Annotated in this window: 12 protein-coding genes; 2 read left to right on the top strand and 10 right to left on the bottom strand. The window is 74.1% G+C overall.

Going from position 1 to position 15,642, the window contains the following annotated elements; translation table 11 throughout:
• Positions 1-28 precede the first annotated feature (28 nt).
• The 10 genes from BI06_RS36390 to BI06_RS36345 all read right to left on the bottom strand — a co-directional run bounded on the left by BI06_RS36390 (position 29) and on the right by BI06_RS36345 (position 11,450).
• A complete protein-coding gene (locus BI06_RS36390; RefSeq protein WP_051742680.1) occupies positions 29-541 on the bottom strand; it encodes a nucleoside 2-deoxyribosyltransferase in 513 nt (170 codons plus the stop codon).
• A gap of 5 nt (positions 542-546) precedes the next feature.
• Positions 547-1,185: a class I SAM-dependent methyltransferase gene (locus tag BI06_RS36385; protein WP_030394613.1), complete on the bottom strand. Its 639-nt coding sequence runs from the start codon at positions 1,183-1,185 to the stop codon at positions 547-549.
• A 40-nt stretch (positions 1,186-1,225) separates the two neighbouring features.
• Positions 1,226-3,154 carry a hypothetical protein gene (locus BI06_RS36380; protein ID WP_043475526.1) on the bottom strand — a complete coding sequence of 643 codons (1,929 nt, stop codon included), beginning with the start codon at positions 3,152-3,154 and terminating at the stop codon, positions 1,226-1,228.
• Between the two features lie 82 nt (positions 3,155-3,236).
• The gene (locus BI06_RS36375; RefSeq protein WP_233290437.1) at positions 3,237-4,481 is read right to left on the bottom strand and encodes an MFS transporter; all 1,245 of its coding nucleotides are present in this window, start codon (positions 4,479-4,481) and stop codon (positions 3,237-3,239) included.
• Between the two features lie 5 nt (positions 4,482-4,486).
• Complete coding sequence (locus tag BI06_RS36370) at positions 4,487-5,797, bottom strand: ATP-dependent carboxylate-amine ligase (RefSeq protein ID WP_233290436.1); 1,311 nt, start codon at positions 5,795-5,797, stop codon at positions 4,487-4,489.
• Complete coding sequence (locus BI06_RS36365) at positions 5,794-6,972, bottom strand: DegT/DnrJ/EryC1/StrS family aminotransferase (RefSeq protein WP_043475524.1); 1,179 nt, start codon at positions 6,970-6,972, stop codon at positions 5,794-5,796. The genes BI06_RS36370 and BI06_RS36365 overlap by 4 nt, the downstream gene beginning before the upstream one ends.
• Positions 6,969-8,141 (bottom strand): arginine 2,3-aminomutase, encoded by a 1,173-nt coding sequence (gene blsG, locus BI06_RS36360; RefSeq protein ID WP_051742677.1) that lies wholly within the window; start codon positions 8,139-8,141, stop codon positions 6,969-6,971. Before blsG ends, BI06_RS36365 begins: the two co-directional genes overlap by 4 nt.
• 143 nt (positions 8,142-8,284) lie before the next feature.
• Positions 8,285-9,196 (bottom strand): CGA synthase-related protein, encoded by a 912-nt coding sequence (blsF, locus tag BI06_RS36355; RefSeq protein WP_233290435.1) that lies wholly within the window; start codon positions 9,194-9,196, stop codon positions 8,285-8,287.
• Positions 9,184-10,185, bottom strand: coding sequence for a cytosylglucuronate decarboxylase (gene blsE, locus BI06_RS36350; RefSeq protein ID WP_043475522.1), 1,002 nt, complete (start codon positions 10,183-10,185; stop codon positions 9,184-9,186). Before blsE ends, blsF begins: the two co-directional genes overlap by 13 nt.
• 53 nt (positions 10,186-10,238) lie before the next feature.
• A complete protein-coding gene (locus BI06_RS36345) occupies positions 10,239-11,450 on the bottom strand; it encodes a hydroxymethylcytosylglucuronate/cytosylglucuronate synthase (protein WP_043475521.1) in 1,212 nt (403 codons plus the stop codon).
• Positions 11,451-12,260: 810 nt separating this feature from the next.
• On the opposite strand from BI06_RS36345, the gene BI06_RS54880 reads away from it, so the two are divergent.
• Positions 12,261-14,294 carry a hypothetical protein gene (locus BI06_RS54880; protein WP_030394604.1) on the top strand — a complete coding sequence of 678 codons (2,034 nt, stop codon included), beginning with the start codon at positions 12,261-12,263 and terminating at the stop codon, positions 14,292-14,294.
• Positions 14,295-14,590: 296 nt separating this feature from the next.
• Positions 14,591-15,616 carry a PstS family phosphate ABC transporter substrate-binding protein gene (locus BI06_RS36335; protein ID WP_043475519.1) on the top strand — a complete coding sequence of 342 codons (1,026 nt, stop codon included), beginning with the start codon at positions 14,591-14,593 and terminating at the stop codon, positions 15,614-15,616.
• Positions 15,617-15,642: the final 26 nt, after the last annotated feature.

Below are 15,642 nucleotides of genomic sequence, written 5' to 3'. Positions count from 1 at the left end.
TCGGCAGGCGGGTCGGGCGGGAGGGGCGTCAGGCAGGTCGGGCGGCGCCGCGGTGGCGGGCCAGGACCCGCTGGACGGCGCGGTCGACGGCGGGCAGCGAGGCGGCGAGGTCGGTGTAGACCACCTCCTCCACCTCCGCCACCGTGTGCAGCCCCTGGACCAGGAAGGTGTACTCCCGGCCGCGTTCGAGCAGCAGCACGATGGGCTTGCCGAAGGCGCTGGCCCAGCCGATCTCGATGTGGGTGCCCGGGGAGGCCGGGGAGCCCGGCAGGGCGACGAAGAGCTCCGCCTTGCGGATCTCCTCCTGGTCGAGCGCGGTGCACTGCTCGGGGCGCATCAGCTCGGCGCCCCAGGCCTCCCGGCGGTGGGCGTTGTGGACGGCGACACCCTGCGCCTCGAAGTGCTTGATCAGCAGATCGAAGGGCTCCCGGGCTCCCGGCGGCATCTCGCCGGTCTCCGGGTCGAGCAGCTGGATGAACGGCCCGGCCAGGAAGAGGGTCCGGGGCAGCTCGGCGAGGTGGGCGGTGAGGTCGGTGGTCATGGCGCTCAGTCCTTGAGGAAGCACTGGATGTAGGCGTCACCGCTGGTGCCGTGGGTGTACTCGGTGGTGTCGTACGCGGTGTAGGGATGGCGCTCGACCCGGATCGAGCGGAAGTGCGGGGTGTACTGCCAGCGCAGCTCGGGCTTGGTGCTGAAGAAGGGGATGAACACCCCGCCCGGGCGCAGCACCCGGACCACCTCGGGCATGGTGCGGGCCCACAGCTCGGCGTCGGTCCACACCTCCATGTCCAGGGCCGGGTCGAAGAACATCCCGTCGATGCTCTCCGAGGGCAGCTCGAAGATCCGCCGGAAGAAGTTCCCGCGCTCGACGGTGAGGTTCTCGGGTACTTGGGGGTGCTCGGCGCGGAAGAGGTCCTCGACCTCGTCGAAGAGTTCCAGCACGGTGTGGCGGCGGGTGGCCGGGTTCTGCGCGATCCGCAGGGCGGAGAGGCCGAGGCCGAGCCCGACCTCGTAGAAGTCCTGGCCGTACTCGCAGAGCAGGTCGGCGCTCGCCCACATGAGGTCGCGCTCCCAGGCCTGCATGGCCTGCTCTCCGCCGATGCTGAGGGTGACCTCGCCGTTCTGCTCGATGAGCTGGATGTCGGGCTTGGCACCGGGCTCGGTGCTGGTGGGGGTGCTGGTCATGGCAGTGGGTGTCCTCGGGGTGTGAGGTCGGGGTGGCGGGTCAGCCGGGCAGGACGCCGAAGTGGCGCCGGGCCGTCGAGACGGCGAGGTCCTGGACGGCGAACACGGTGAAGTAGTAGGCCTGCGGGGCGGTGGCCGGGTCGAAGCGGACCCGGAACGCGACGTCCGTCGGCCGGCCGCCGACGGCGCGGACCTTGGCGTGCTCGGGCTCGACCGTCACGTCCGCGCGCAGGTAGGTGGGGACGAACAGGCCGAGCCGGACGGGGCCGGTGCGGGCTGCGGTGAGTTCGGCGCGCACCTTTAGGACGCCGCCCTGCCGGACCTCGTCGGCGCTGTGGGCGAGCAGCGAGGGTGCCTGCGGCAGCCGGAAGGTGACGTCCCCGCAGCGCATGCAGACGGCGCAGACGGTGTCGAGGATCTGCGGGAGCAGGCCGCGCCGGGTGAACTCCTGGGCCGGGCGCCCGCAGTGGCAGGTCACCTCGCGCACCTCGGGGTCCAGCGAACTGCGGTCGCCGAAGTGCGCCGGGTAGTTCATCAGCTCGTCCTCGGGGTCCGCCGCGACCTGCCCGGCCAGCACATGGTCGAGGGACTGCAGGTCGGCGGTGAGCGAGGCCTGGATCTCGGCGGCGGACTGGTCCGCGAGGTGGGTGGGCCGGGCCACCCAGAGGTCCACCTTCCGGGCCAGCTTGGTCAGCCGGGGCCGCAGGGCGTGGTTGTGCGGCAGGAGTTCGGAACCGAGCAGGGCGTTCAGCCGGCGGCCGACGGTGAGCAGCAGCGGGTCGGGCCGGTGGTCGGCCGGCTCGGGCGCGGGCGCGGTGGCGTCGGGCAGGCCGAACCGCAGGAACGCCGGGTACGGGTGCGAACCGGCCAGGCTGGCGTTGAGGGTGTCCACGGTGTCGCCGCCGGTGAGGGCCGCGCGCATCCAGGCGACGTTCTCGGGCCGGTCGGAGTCGTGCACCGACACGGCGGCGACCACGGTGCGGGCCGGACCGTCCAGCGCGTTGAGCAGCAGCTGGTACTTCGGGTCGTACAGCGCGAGGTCGGCCAGCGGGCCGCTGTTGCAGGCGCTGAGCACCACCTCGACGGCCGGTACCCGGTGCAGCGGGACGAGCTTGTCCTCGGGCTTGTAGCAGGGCAGCCCGTAGGAGCAGCGCGGGCCGAGCAGCCCGGGCCGGGCCTCGGCGGCCGGGCTGAGGCCGCAGATGGTGAACTCGCCCAGGTTGACGCTGTCGTCCTTGCCGTGGCCCTGGAAGGCGACCTTGCGCCAGTGCGTGCCGAGGATCGCGGCCTGGATGTCGACCCGCTCGAAGTCCCGGTCGTCGTGGACCTGGACGCCGGGCAGGTGCGGCGGCCGGTCGGTGTCGGTGAACAGCCCGACGGCCCCGACCGCGGCCGCCGGTCGGGCGTACTGCTTGGCGACGCTCCAGGAGAGCGAGGCGGCGTCGCGCCCGCTCAGCAGGGTCAGGGCGTGGGTGCGGCTGCGGTAGGTGGCGAACAGCAGGGAGCGCACCGGGTCGAGGGTGAGCCGGTCGTAGCAGCCGACCAGCAGCAGGCTGCCGGGACGGTCGCGGAGGAAGGCGGCGGTGTCGGTGAGCCGCTCCTCGGGCAGCCACTCGGCGGCCAGCGGCCCGGCCAGCTCGGCGAGGCCGTCCGGGAGCCGGTCGGCGCCGAGGACGATGCCGAGGTCGAGCGGCAGGGGGCGGTGGAGGGTGTCGTACAGCTGCTCGGCGAGGTCGAGGCTCTGCGCCAGGTCCGCGCGGCCGTCGATCGGGACCGGCACCCCGACGGTGGCCGGGGCGAGGCGGGGGGCGGCGGCCGGGGAGGTACCCGGGGAGGTGCCCGGGGCGGCGTCCTCGGTGGTGTCCTCGGTGGTGTCCGTGGAGGCTTCGGAGGAGGCCAGGAACTCCTTGACGGCGGAGGGGAACTGGGCGAGCTTGACGGGCCGGAACAGCTGGCCTTCGGGCTTCATCGTCGGTGACCTCGTGGGCGGGAGGGGAGTGGTGGGTGGCACGGGGCAGTGGGCGGCACTGGTGCGGGGGCGGGGCGGCCGGTCATGCGGCGCACTCCGCGGCGGTCGCGGCCGCGGTGCCCCGGTCGAGCAGCGGGCGGACGGCGAAGGCCAGGACGGCGGCGCCCAGCGCGACGGCGAAGGCGACGGCGAACACCCCGCGTGCGCCGAGCGGCTCCACCAGCAGCCCGCCGACCTGCTGGCCGACCGCGTCGCCGAGCACGGTGGCCAGCGAGGCCCAGGTGAAGGCCTCCGCCAGCGAACCGTTCGGCGCCACCGCACCGACCAGGGTCATTTCGACGGCCGACACCAGCGCGATCGGAGCGCCGCCGACGGCCAGGGCGAGGGCGAGCAGCGGCTGCGAGGTGGCCGCCAGCGCCAGGCCCGTCCCCAGCGCGTAGGCCAGTACCAGTCGGGGGAAGCGCACCGCCGCCGGGACGTCGGACTGCGAGCGCCCGAGCCAGATCGCGCCCAGCGCGCTGCCGACGCCCCAGCAGGCGTAGACGAGGCCGGTGCCGCCGGGGGAGCCGTGCGCCGCCACGAAGGCGGGGATGCCGAGGGTGAGCAGCCCGATCGGCACGGCGCTGGCCGCCATCACGGCCGTGAGCGCCAGCATCGGTGGGTTGCGCAGCGGGCCGAGCAGGTCGCGCCGCTCGGTGCCGGGGTCCGGGTCCGTGTCCGGCGGTAGCCGGACCAGGGCCAGCCCCAGCGCACCGGCGCCGCCGAGCGCGGCCACGGCGGTGACGGCCAGCGCGGCCGAGCCGGCCAGCATCAGGGCGGCCAGCATCAGCGGCGCCCCGATCACCAGGAATTCGGTGAGGATCGCCTCCCAGAGGTAGGCGGTGTCCCGCTCGCTGTCGGCCAGCGGCAGTCGCGCCCAGAGCGAGCGCATACAGGCGTTGGCCGGCGGCAGGGCGACCCCGGCGGCGGTGGCGGCGGCCAGCTGCCCCCAGGTGCCGGGCCGGGTGGTCCAGGCCAGCGCGGCGAGCGCCGCCGGGTAGCACAGGCCGGTGGCGAGCAGCACCGGCCGGCGGCCGGCGCGGTCCAGCCGCCGGGCGACCAGCGGCCCGCCGACCGCCATCCCGGCGGTGTAGAGCGCGCTGGTCAGGCCCGCCTGGGCGAAGCTGCCGCCCTGCTCGCGGACCACCAGCACGGTGGCCAGCGACATCAGGTAGACCGGCAGCCGGCAGACCAGGCTCCACCCCGCCACCGCGGGCACGTGCGGGCGGCGCAGCAGCGTGCCGAAGCGGTGGGCCAGGGTGTCCCGGGCCGGGGTGGAGGTGCTCACCTGGTTCAACGGGCTCCTTCCCGCGCGGGGGCCGGACCGGTCGCGGGAGCCGCATCGAACACGGGAGCCGCATCGACCACCGGGACCAGGTCGACCACGGGAGCCAGGTCGATCACGAAGGCGCCGAGCACGTCGCGCATCCGCCGCTCCACCTCCTCGATCGAGGCCCCGACCACATGGACGTACCCCGAGGCGTTGTGCGAGGCGCGCCGGGCGGAGACGGTGTCGCCGACCCCGACCTTGAGAACGGCGTCGACCACCCCGGGGACACGCAGCAGCTCCTCCGCCGGGGTGATCCGGCGGACCGTCCCGGAGCCCGGCAGAGGCAGCAACAGGTCGCCCGCGCAACGTCTCTGACGATAGCTCAGATCAGGCGCGAGCCCCCGGTAGACGTCCAGGGTGGCCCCGAAGACGTCGAAGCCGTACGCGTGCCCGTGGTTGGCCGGGATCTCGCAGCCGGCCAGCCGCAGCCCGATCTCGCCGGCGTACAGCTCGCCGTCGACGAGGAAGAACTCCATGTGCGCGTAGCCGTGGTCGATGTCCATGCCGCTGACGACGGTCTGCAGCAGCGACCGCAGGTCCACCGGCGGCGCCTCGTCGGTGCCCACGCTGATGTTGGCGTTCATCGCCCCGTCGACGATGTCCAGCGGACGGCAGGGCATCGCGCTCGGCCAGGCGTCCAGGACCTCGCCCCGGTGGACGACCGCGCACACCTCCCACTCGGTGCCGCCGAGGAACTCCTCCACCATCCAGTCCCGGGCGGTGAGGTCGAGGCCGGACAGCGCCTCGGGACCGTCCAGCCGGTGGGTGTCCACGCAGGCGAAGGAGTCCACCGGCTTGAGCACCAGTGGCCAGCCGTACTCGGCGGCGAAGGCCGTGATCCCGGCGGCCTCCCGGACCCGGGCGAACGCGGCGGTGCGCAGGCCGAGTTCGCGGAAGCGCTGCTTCATCGCGGCCTTGTCGCGCACCCAGGCCACCTGCTGCTCGGTCAGGTGCGGCAGCCCGGCGAGGGCGGCGAAGCGCTGGGCGAGCGCCTGCCTCGGCTCGGACGGGTTGCAGAACCGCTCGGGCACGGCCGGGAGTTCGGCGGCGGCCCAGGCGTGGTAGCGCTCCGCCTCCCGCTCCAGCGGCTCCCCGGCCCGCACCCAGAAGGCGGGCAGGTGGGAGGTGCGGCGCAGGTGCTCCTCGGAGAGGTCGGCGCGCAGATCCTCGAAGCGCAGCAGCACGAGGTGCTCGGGGAGCGTGCGGGCCGCGTACCGGGTGAAGGTGGACGGCCGGTCGTCCACCATGAGCAGCACCGGGCCGGCGCCGCTCACACCGTCTCCAGGACGCGGCGGATCGTCTTGACCGCGGCCGCCTGCTCGGCCTCCGGCAGTTCGGGGGAGAGCGGCAGGCACAGGGTGCGGTCCAGCAGGTCGCGGGTGCGGGCGAAGCCGTCCCGGCTGATCAGGAGCGGCCCCTCGGGGGCGTGGTTCCAGGGGAACCCGTCGGCGTACAGCGAGCGGCGGCCGGTGAGCACCGGGTGCTCGGGCAGCAGGTACTTGCCGAGCGTCCAGTGCGCGATGCCCTCGGCGGTGAGGGCCGCCACGGCGGCGTCCCGCAGCTCCCGGGACTCGCAGCGCAGGCGCATGCTCACCTTGACGTCGCCGCGGGCGCGCGGCAGCGGCCGGATGTCCGTGCGGCCGGGCAGCTCGGCCAGCGCGAGCGCGTACATCCGCTCCAGCCCGGCCAGCACCTCGTCCAGGTGCCGGAACTGCTGGCACTGGACGGCCGCGACCTCCTCGCTGGTGACGAAGTTCTCGCCGTAGTGGGCGTCCTGGTCCCAGGTCGGGTAGTGGCCGGGAACCCGCGCCGAACCGTGGTCGTGGTAGCAGCGCATGGTGGCCCCGGCGTGCTCGTCGCCGGTGACGACGAGGCCGCCCTCCCCGGAGGTCAGCACCTTGTTGTGGTGGAAGCTGAACACCCCGGCGTAGCCCGTCGTGCCGACCTCCCGGCCGTCCGGGAAGCGCCCGCCGAGGGTCTGGGCGCAGTCCTCGATCAGATAGGGCACGCCCTCCGGCAGGGTGGCCACCGAGCCCTCCATGTGGGCCACGATCACCCGCTGGGCGTCCGGCGGCAGCAGGGTCCGGTCCAGGGCGAGCGACTCGTCGGCGTCGACCAGCACCGGGATCAGCCCGCAGGACAGCACCGCTCCGGCCACGGCGACGAAGGTGACCGCCGGGATGTACACCGGGTCGCCGATCGAGGGGCGGGTGGAGATCAGCGCCAGCCGCAGCGCCTCCGTGCAGTTGTGCACGGCCAGGGTGTGGGCGACGCCGAGCCGCTCGCTCACCCGGCGCTCCAGCCGGGAGGCCATGCTCTCCTGCTCGGTCTGGTACCGGAACAGCACCTGGTGGTCGATCACCTCCTTGAGCTCCGCCATGTCGGACCAGTCGAGGTAGTTGGCGCCGTAGGGCAGGAAGCGCTGGCCCTGCCGCTGGTGGAGGGTCATCGGGCGTCCGTCTCCGTGATCGGGTGCGTCGAGGCGTCGACGAGCAGCTGCTGGCCGCGGAAGTTGTGCAGCAGCAGGCCGCCGTCGGGCGTCTCGGTGAAGGAGGGGCGGGAGACCGGGATCTTGCCGATCTTCGTGGTGAGCACGTACTGCGGGACGCCGAACCCGGTGATGTGGCCCTGGAGGCCCTCCATGATCTCCCAGCCCTTCTCGACCGAGGTCATGAAGTGGGCGACACCGGTGACGTTGTCGCAGTGGTACAGGTAGTACGGGCGGACCCGGATGCGCAGCAGCTCGGTCATCAGCCGGCGCATGGTCGCGACGTCGTCGTTGATCCCGCGCAGCAGCACGGTCTGGTTGCCGACCGGGATGCCGTGGCGCAGCAGCCGGTCCACGGCGGCGGCGGACTCGGGGGTGATCTCCTTGGGGTGGTTGAAGTGGGTGTTCAGCCACACCGGGTGGTAGCGGGAGAGCATCGTGCACAGCTCCTCGGTGATCCGCTGCGGCAGCAGCACCGGGAAGCGCGAGCCGATCCGGATGATCTCCACGCTGGGGATGGCGCGCAGCCCGGCGACGATCTCCTCCAGCCGGCCGTCCTGGTAGGAGAGCGGGTCGCCGCCGGTGAGCAGCACGTCCCGGATCTCCGGGTGCTCGGCGATGTAGCGGAGGTCCTCGTCGTAGGCGCCGCCCTCGTCGTCCCGGAAGTAGCTGCCCTGGAGGTCGGTGGTGTGGAACTTGCGGGTGCAGTGCCGGCAGTAGACCGGGCAGGCCTCGGTGACGAGCAGGATCACCCGGTCCGGGTACTTGTGCACCACCCGGTTGGTGCGCCGGTAGAGGGTGTCCCCGACCGGGTCGACCTCGGCGCCGGGGAACTCCAGCAGCTCCTCGGCGGCGGGTACGGCCTGCTGGCGGACCGGGCAGAGCGGGTCGTCCGGGTCCATCAGCGAGGCGTAGTACGGGGTGATGCTCCAGCGGTAGCGGCCGGCCACTCCGGCGATGGCCCGCTCCTCGCCCTCGGTGAGGTTGATCCACTCCCGGGCCTTCTCGACGGTGTTGACGCGCTTGCGCATGTGCCAGCGCCAGTCGTCCCACTCGGCCTGCTCCGGGGCGGGCCTGGCCGGGGGCGGTCCGGTGGTGTCTTCGCGGTCGGTGGGGGCGGTGTGGGACATGGCGTGGCTCCGTACGAGGGGGGACGTCGGGCGACGGCGGTGGGCACGGCGGCTGCGGCTGCGGCGGTTGCGGCGTGGACTACGGCGTGAGTGGGTTTCGGCGTGAGCGGACTTCGGGGTGAGCGGACTTCGGGGTGAGCGGACTACGGCGGCGCGAGCAGGAGTTGGCGGACGGTGCGGGCGACGCCCTGCGCGCCGCGCAGATCGTCGAGCCCGGGGCCGACGGCGCCCCACTGCTCCTCGGGCGAGGGCGGCTGCCAGAGCGCGGGATCGGTGGGGTCGGCGGCGCGGGGCACCTGAACCAGCCGGGTGACCCGCTCGGCGAGGTCCCGCTGGGCGGTGCCGAGCGCCGGGAGGAAGGCGAGCGGTGCGCGCCGGGCCTGGGCCAGTGCGACGGCCGCCCAGGTCGGCGAGGCGAGCAGGAGTTCGGCGCGGGCGTGCAGTTCGTCGGCGTCGACCTCGGCCGCCGCGTCGACCGTCACCCCGGGCAGGCCGGCGGTGGCCTCGCGGACCGGGTCGAGCCCGGTGTCCCCGACCACGGCGCAGGAACCGGTGCGGCCTACGGCCTCCCGGACGAGCGCGGGCAGCGGCCCGGTGGCGAAGGCCTCCGCCTCGGGCGGCGGGACGCCCCAGAACGAGAGCAGCAGCAGGGTGCCGCGCCGCTCCCGCCGACGGCTCAGCCGGGCCGGCGCCAGCAGCCCGGTGGGCCGCTCGCCGGCCGGGTGCTCCAGCCAGCCGGGCCACTGGGCGCGGGTGAGCATCCGGTCGACGGGGAGTGGGGCGAGGGCGGCGCCGGGGGCCGAGCGCAGGTGCAGTACCGGTACCCCGAGGCGGGCCAGGCGCGCGGTCGTCGCCTCCTCGTCGCAGACCAGCGCGGCGCCGGGCAGGGTCTGGTCCGGCAGCGCGTGCCCGTTGTCGGTCGACCGGGGCAGGTCGCCGAGATGGGCGGCCACCCGGCGCAGCGCCAGCACGGAGTCCAACTGCTGCTCCCGGCAGGCGAGCAGCACCGTCGGGCCGGCGGTCGTCACCGCCGGAGCGGTCGTCAGTACCGCCACGGTGCCACCTCTCCGAGCCTGGCCACGTCGTCGCTGTAGCCGGCCGCCGTGGTCGAGCAGCCGCTGCACACCCGGGGGCCGTTCTCGCGGAAGTGCTCGACGTGCTCCCGGAAGGCCGGGGTGTCCAGCAGCAGCACGCCGTTCTCGCGGATCGGCGCACCCCCGGGGCCGTCGGCGTCCTCCCGGTGCGGGATGCAGCTGCAGGCGTGCATCCGGCCGCGCCGCCCGTCGATGTAGATCACGTCGTCGGTGACGTGGCAGAGCGGCAGCGAGGCCCGGGGCGGGGTGGACTCCTCGAAGTAGCGCCACTGCTCCTCCGGGGTGTCGCCGTAGAAGCGCTTGCCCATCGGGACGAGCCCGCTCTGCGGACCGGCCGCGTAGAGCGGGTCGCAGACCTCCCGCACATGGTCCGGGTCGGGGTAGCGGATCGAGCGGTCCAGCTTGAGCGCGGACAGCTCCCACTGCCGCACCCCGGCCTCCGTCAGCACCCGGCGCAGCTCCGGCATCTCGGTGTAGTTGTGCGGCCCGACGACGGTGTTGACGCGCGGCAGCACCCCCAGCTCGGCGGCCAGCCGCAGGCCCCGCAGCCCGGCGTCGAACATCCCGGGGGAGCGGCGGTAGGTGTCGTGGGTGGCCGCCGAGGCGCCGTCCAGACTGACGATCACCTGGGCCAGCCCGGCCCCCGCGAGGTCCTTCACGAGCTTCGGCAGCTGCGAGCCGTTGGTGATCAGCGACATCCGCATGCCCGCCTCGGCGCCGGCGCGCACCAGCTCCACGACGTCCGGGTGCATCAGCGGCTCGCCGCCGGTGAAGCGGACGTACCCGACCCCGGCGGCCCTGGCCTGAGGCAGAAGCTCGGCGAAGTCGGAGCGGGAGAAGCGGAACGTGTCGCGGGAGAGCGCGAAGTCGCACATGAAGCAGTCGGCGTTGCAGGCTTCGAGGATGCGGATGAACAGGTAGCGAGCGCGCGTTGGCGTGGGGGCGGACACCCGGACCCTTTCGTCGAAGGTGGTGGTCGGAGCGGTCGGAGCGGTCGGACGGATCAGCGGGCGGGGCCGGCGGCCCCCAGGACTTCGACCAGCGCGTCGGCGACCTGGGCCGCACCCCCGGTGCCGACCTCGGCCGTCAGCGCGCCCCAGTCGGTGCCGGGCTCCCGCTCCACCCGGCGCAGCGCCTCGGCGACCAGGCCCCGCACCGCGGCGGAGGTGGCGCGCCGGTGCTGCTGGGCGGCCCGGGCGATGCCGCCGTAGATGAGGTCGAGCGCGCGCCCCTCGCCGCCGGCCCGCAGGGCCAGCGCCTCGTCCTCGGCGAACACCTCCTTCGGCCAGACCACCCGTGACCCGGCGCCCACGGCCCGCTCGTGGAAGCGGCCGTTGAAGATCTGGCTGAGGTTCTGCGGCGGCAGGCAGACCGTCGGCACGGCCAGCCGGCCGGCCTCCAGCAGCGTGGTCAGACCGGGGGAGGCGAGCAGCACGTCGCACTCGGCGAGGCGGTGGAGGAAGTCCTCGTGCGCGAGCGCGCCGACCGTGGTGGCCGCCGGCACCGGACAGGAGTCCACCAACTGCCCGGCCAGCCAGGCCGGGAGGTTCCCGGCGACGTGCACCTCCTCGACCCCGGACGCGGCCAGGGCCTCCAGCGCGGCGGGCAGCACCAGTTGCGGATAGCTCGCCCAGTCGTCGAGCTGGGGCGCGCGCAGCCCGCCCAGGCTGACCAGGGCCCGGCGCGGACGCGGCCCGGGAACGGCGCGCCGGTCGGCCCCGCCCCCGGCGATCACCGCGTCCACCCAGCGCAGCCGCCGCACGTCGGCCAGCACCCCGGTGCACTCCGGCGGGAGGTCGACGCACCGCTGCGCGCAGTAGACCTCGGCGTCCAGGGGGAGTTCGGCGCGGTCCCCCTCCGTCCAGAGGAACGGCAGGCTGTCCACGAAGACCACCGGGACCCCGCAGTCGCCGAGGGCCCGGGCCAGCCCGCCGTCCAGCACCACCAGGGCCGCTTCGACCCGCTGCTCCCGGACGATCCGCGCCAGCTCCCGCTCCGGCTCCGCGTCCGGCAGGTCGAACCAGCGCTCCACGGGCGAGCCCGCCAGCACCGGCCGGCCCAGCCCCGAGGCAAGCCCGACGAACCTGGTCCGCTCGCCGCCGCGGGTCTGCAGGGCGGCCAGCACCGCACTCAGCTTCCCGGAGCTGCCCCAGCCGAAGTCCACTCCGGCCACGGCAACCGTCCGGCTCTCCCCGCCCGCTCCACTCACCCGCATCCGCCCCGCCTCCTCCCGTGCCGGCCCGTCCCGGTCGACCGTCGCGCCCTGTCGCGCATGCTTCGTAGTCTTAGCACCCCGACAGGACAGGATGGTTGGCCTACTGACGGATTCGCCGGCTACTCCACCCCGGCAGGTGAACTTCGTCATCGCCGTGTTGACGTAAGGCCGTTGGGCCCGGCGCCTCCCGGGCCCGCCGACCGTGCGGACGCGCCTCCCGCAGCCGGTCCGGGGGTACCGCAGGTCGAGGCGGGTCGCCCCGGGGCGGCGCACCCGTGTCCGCAGGCGGTCTCGCGCGTTTCGCGCGTGTGCTCCGGCGCGCCCCCGAGCGCCCCCGGCGGGCCGCTTGTCGCCCTGGGGGTGCGCGAGTTCAGTGAAGGAGCGTGCGGTGCCGATTCCGCGCTGTCCGGCTGAACGGCCTGCGCGCCCGACTCCCGTGTGCGCCGCCTGCCGAGGGGAATCACGATGCGACCGGTCCCGCGGTCCACGGTCCTGCCGTCCACGGTCCTGCCGTCCGCGGTCCCGCCGTCCGCGGTCCACCGTTCACGCGCTCCCCGGCCGAGGCGGCCACCCGGGTCGACCGCTCGGCCATGACGGTCGGCCGCCCCGGCCTCCCGGGGTGGCGAGCACGGGGCAAAGCTTCAACGTCGGGGACATGACATCTTGATGATCGCGACCTGTGAAACGTCACATAGCACCAGGAGACGCCCTCCGCCGACTGCTAGCTTCCCGGCTGCCGGAGCCACCGGCGACCCGGCCGACCACAAGTCGGCACCACCATCGCACCGTTGACACGAAGGGACCCTCCACGTGACCGTGCGCAAGCTGACGCTGTCAGCCGCCGCGACAACGACCGTGCTCCTCCTCTGCGGCAGCGTCCTGGGCGCGACCTCGGCCACCGCGGCCGGCCCGGCGCCCACCACGACCAGCTCGACCAGTACGACCACCGCGCCCGCCACCACCGCCTCCGCCCGCGCCGAGGCCCCCGAAGCCCCCGGTTCGCCCGGAGCCCCCGGCGTGGCCGACCTGCCCACGAAGCTCGCCCCGCCGAGCACCGACACCACCCCCGAGGCCACCGTGGTGAGGCCGGCGCAGGGCAGCGCGCCCGCCACCACCACCGCCGCCCCGGCACTCGCGCTCTCCTCCTACGACCCGAAGGCCGGCACCGCCGTACTCGCCCCGGCCGGGACGGAGTCCGCCGAGGGAGCGGCGAAGACCGAAGCGGCCCCGAGCGGATCCGCCGCGCCCGCCGCGGCCGCCGTCCAGCCGGGCCAGCTGATCGACAGTCCGCCCACCCCGGCCGCCCCGCACGGCGCACTGGTCGCCGTCACCGGCGTCCAGCCCGCCGCCGACGGGACGGTCGCCGTCACCACCCGCCCGGCGACCCTCCCCGAACTGCTCGGCGCGACCAGCGCCGACCTGCACAGCGCGATAAGCCCCGCCGCCTTCGAGGTCAAGCCCTGGATCAGCGGCCTCCAGGTCACCAGCGACATCGGCCCGACCTCCGGCAGCGGCTCGGTCTCCGGCGGCCTCGGGCTGAGCGCCGACGCCACCGTCCCGCTGCCGGGCGGCTCCTCGGCCAAACTCTCCGGCTCGGTCGAACTCCACCCCGCCGTCGACTTCTCCTACCGGGGCGGCCTCGGCCTGATCGACCCGCAGCAGGCCCGGATCGGCTTCACCCTGGGCGCCCACGCCGACTGGCACGTCAGCGCCGCCCTCACCGGCAGCACCGGCCCGGTCCGGATCGCCCTGGCCTCGTACAGCGCCAGCCCGGTGGTCATGGTCGGCGTCCTGCCCGTGGTGATCAACCTGGCCTTCACCCTCTACGCCGACATCAGCGCCGACGGCACCGTCACCCTCGACGCGGAGCAGGCGTACGACGGCACCTGGGGCGTCCACTCCGACTACGTCAAGGGCCCGGGCTGGACCACCACCACCGACCCCGGCACCTCCACCGTCTCCCCGCTGCGCCTCGACCTCCGGGGCTCCGCCACGGCGAAGGCCGGGCTGCTCGCCGAAGCCTCCGTCGCCCTCTACGACACGGTCGGCGTCAAGGCGTCGATCGAGCCTTACCTTCGGGTGGCGGTGAACGGTTCGGTGCTCCTGGACGCCACCCACCCCGAGCCGGAGGTCAACGGCACGATCGCCCTCTACGGCGGACTCGACATCAACGGGGCGCTGATGGCCCGCCTCGTCGTCCTCGGCACGCCGGTCCTCGAACAGGACCTGCCGTTCCTCGCGTTCCACCGCGAGTGGCCGATCACGTCCTGGAGTGCCGGGCAGTCCCCGGTGCCGCTGGTGAACTGGACCACGCTCAGCGCGGGTCTGATCGACGACAACCAGTCCGCCTACCTGCGGACCCGGCCGGACTGGGACCCGTCGGCCCTCAAGGCCTCCTGCCCCGACGGCACCCGGCTGCTGGGCCTCGCCCACGGCAGCGACAACGGCCTGTGCAGCGACGTCACCCGCGCGAACCTCTGGGGCGCGAACCACGGCTACGTCGTCGACCACGGCGGGACGTACGTGAACACCGACTGGGCGCCGGGCTACGCCAAGGCGCAGTGCCCCGCCGGCTCCTTCGTCTCCGGCTACAGCCGCAACGGCCGGACGCTCGGCGTGCTCTGCGCCGAGTCCGCCACCCCGCTCGGCACCGCGAGCCGCACCCTGTGGTTCGACAAGGGCGACAACCGCCCGGCGGTGGCCGGTGGTGGCGACTTCGCGTACGGCTTCGGCAAGGGCCAGTGCGCGGACGACGAGTTCGTCGCCGGGGTGGCCTACAGCCAGCCCTGGTGGCAGCTCTGGGCGGCGCGGCCGTACGCGCTGCTCTGCCAGAAGCTCGCCTGACCCGTCGGCCACCCGTAGGCCACCCGTCGGCCGTCCGTCGGCCGTCCGTCGGCCATCGGGCGGCCACCCGGCGGGGGTCGGTCCGCCGACCGCCGCCGGGTGGCCGGGGGAAGAATTCTCGGCCCGTCCGCCGCTGCCCGTCCGGACCGCACAAGCAGGTCGACCGTGCTCAACTCGAATGTGCCGGGCGCGAGTTGCGGGATCAACGGCATTGTCGGCGACCAGGCCCGCGATCGAGGATGACCGCACCCCCGGCCGGTCCGGCCGGAGGGACGGTACCCAGGAGGGGATCCTCGATGCGTTCGACATTCGCCCGTGCGGCGACCGGCCTCGCCGCCGCCCTGTGCGCCTTCGCCGTGACGGCACCGGCAGCGGTGGCCGACCCGCCGGCCGGTGTCGTGCCGGCCGCCACCGATCTGGTCGGCGTCGGCGTCGACACCACCCAGCGGTTCATGAACAGGACCTCCGTCGACTACAACGCGGCCGCCCTGCCCGGACTGCCGCGCCTCTACAGCTGGGACGTGACCGGCACCAACCCGATCACCCCCAAGGCCGGCGCCTTGTCGATCAACCGGCCCGACGGCTCCGGGCCGGGCTTCACCGCGCTGATCAACACCACGATCAGCACGCTGGACTTCGCCCGCTCCTCGCGCAGCGTGTCGCCGGGCGACCCCAAGCCGTACTCCTTCGTGCCGTTCGCCAGGGACGCCGTCACCTGGTCGGCCAAGGCGGGCGGCCACGCACCGGTCAACCTCACCACCGCCCAGCTCAAGGCCATCTACGAATGCACCGCCACCAACTGGCTGCAGATCGATCCCTCCCTCGCCAACGCCACCATCAAGCCGTACCTGCCGCAGTCGACCTCGGACACCCGGGTCGCCTTCCTGAAGGCCCTCGGCGGCGGTACGGCGATCGTCCCCGGTGCCTGCGTGACCTCTGGGCCGCGCAACGACCGGGGCACCGACCCGGTGCTCGACGACATCGACGTGGTGTTCCCGTACTCGGTCGGCGTCTACATCGACCAGGTCCATCGGGGCCACGGCACGGCGGTGGAGTCGCCCGGGCCGCTGACCCTGCGCAGCGTCAACGCGATCGCGCCCGTCGACGCCTCGCAGAACATCAACGCGCCGTTCCTCGCGACGCCCTACGGCCGATCGCTGTGGCACATCTTCCGCTCCGCCGAGTACACCGGCACCAACGCCCACGGCGTCGCGCTGCGGAGCGTCTTCGGACCGCAGGGCTGGATCTGCGCCCACCCGGCCGTGATCGTCGCCTACGGCTTCGTCCCGATCGCCAACTGCGGCAGCATCACCAACACCTGACGCCACCGCGTGGCCGGAGGGACGGC

Source organism: Kitasatospora sp. MBT66 (assembly GCF_000710405.2).
Taxonomy (GTDB): domain Bacteria; phylum Actinomycetota; class Actinomycetes; order Streptomycetales; family Streptomycetaceae; genus Kitasatospora; species Kitasatospora purpeofusca.
The sequence above is the reverse complement of the archived record's forward strand: the minus strand, read 5'-3'. Positions and strand labels throughout refer to the sequence as shown.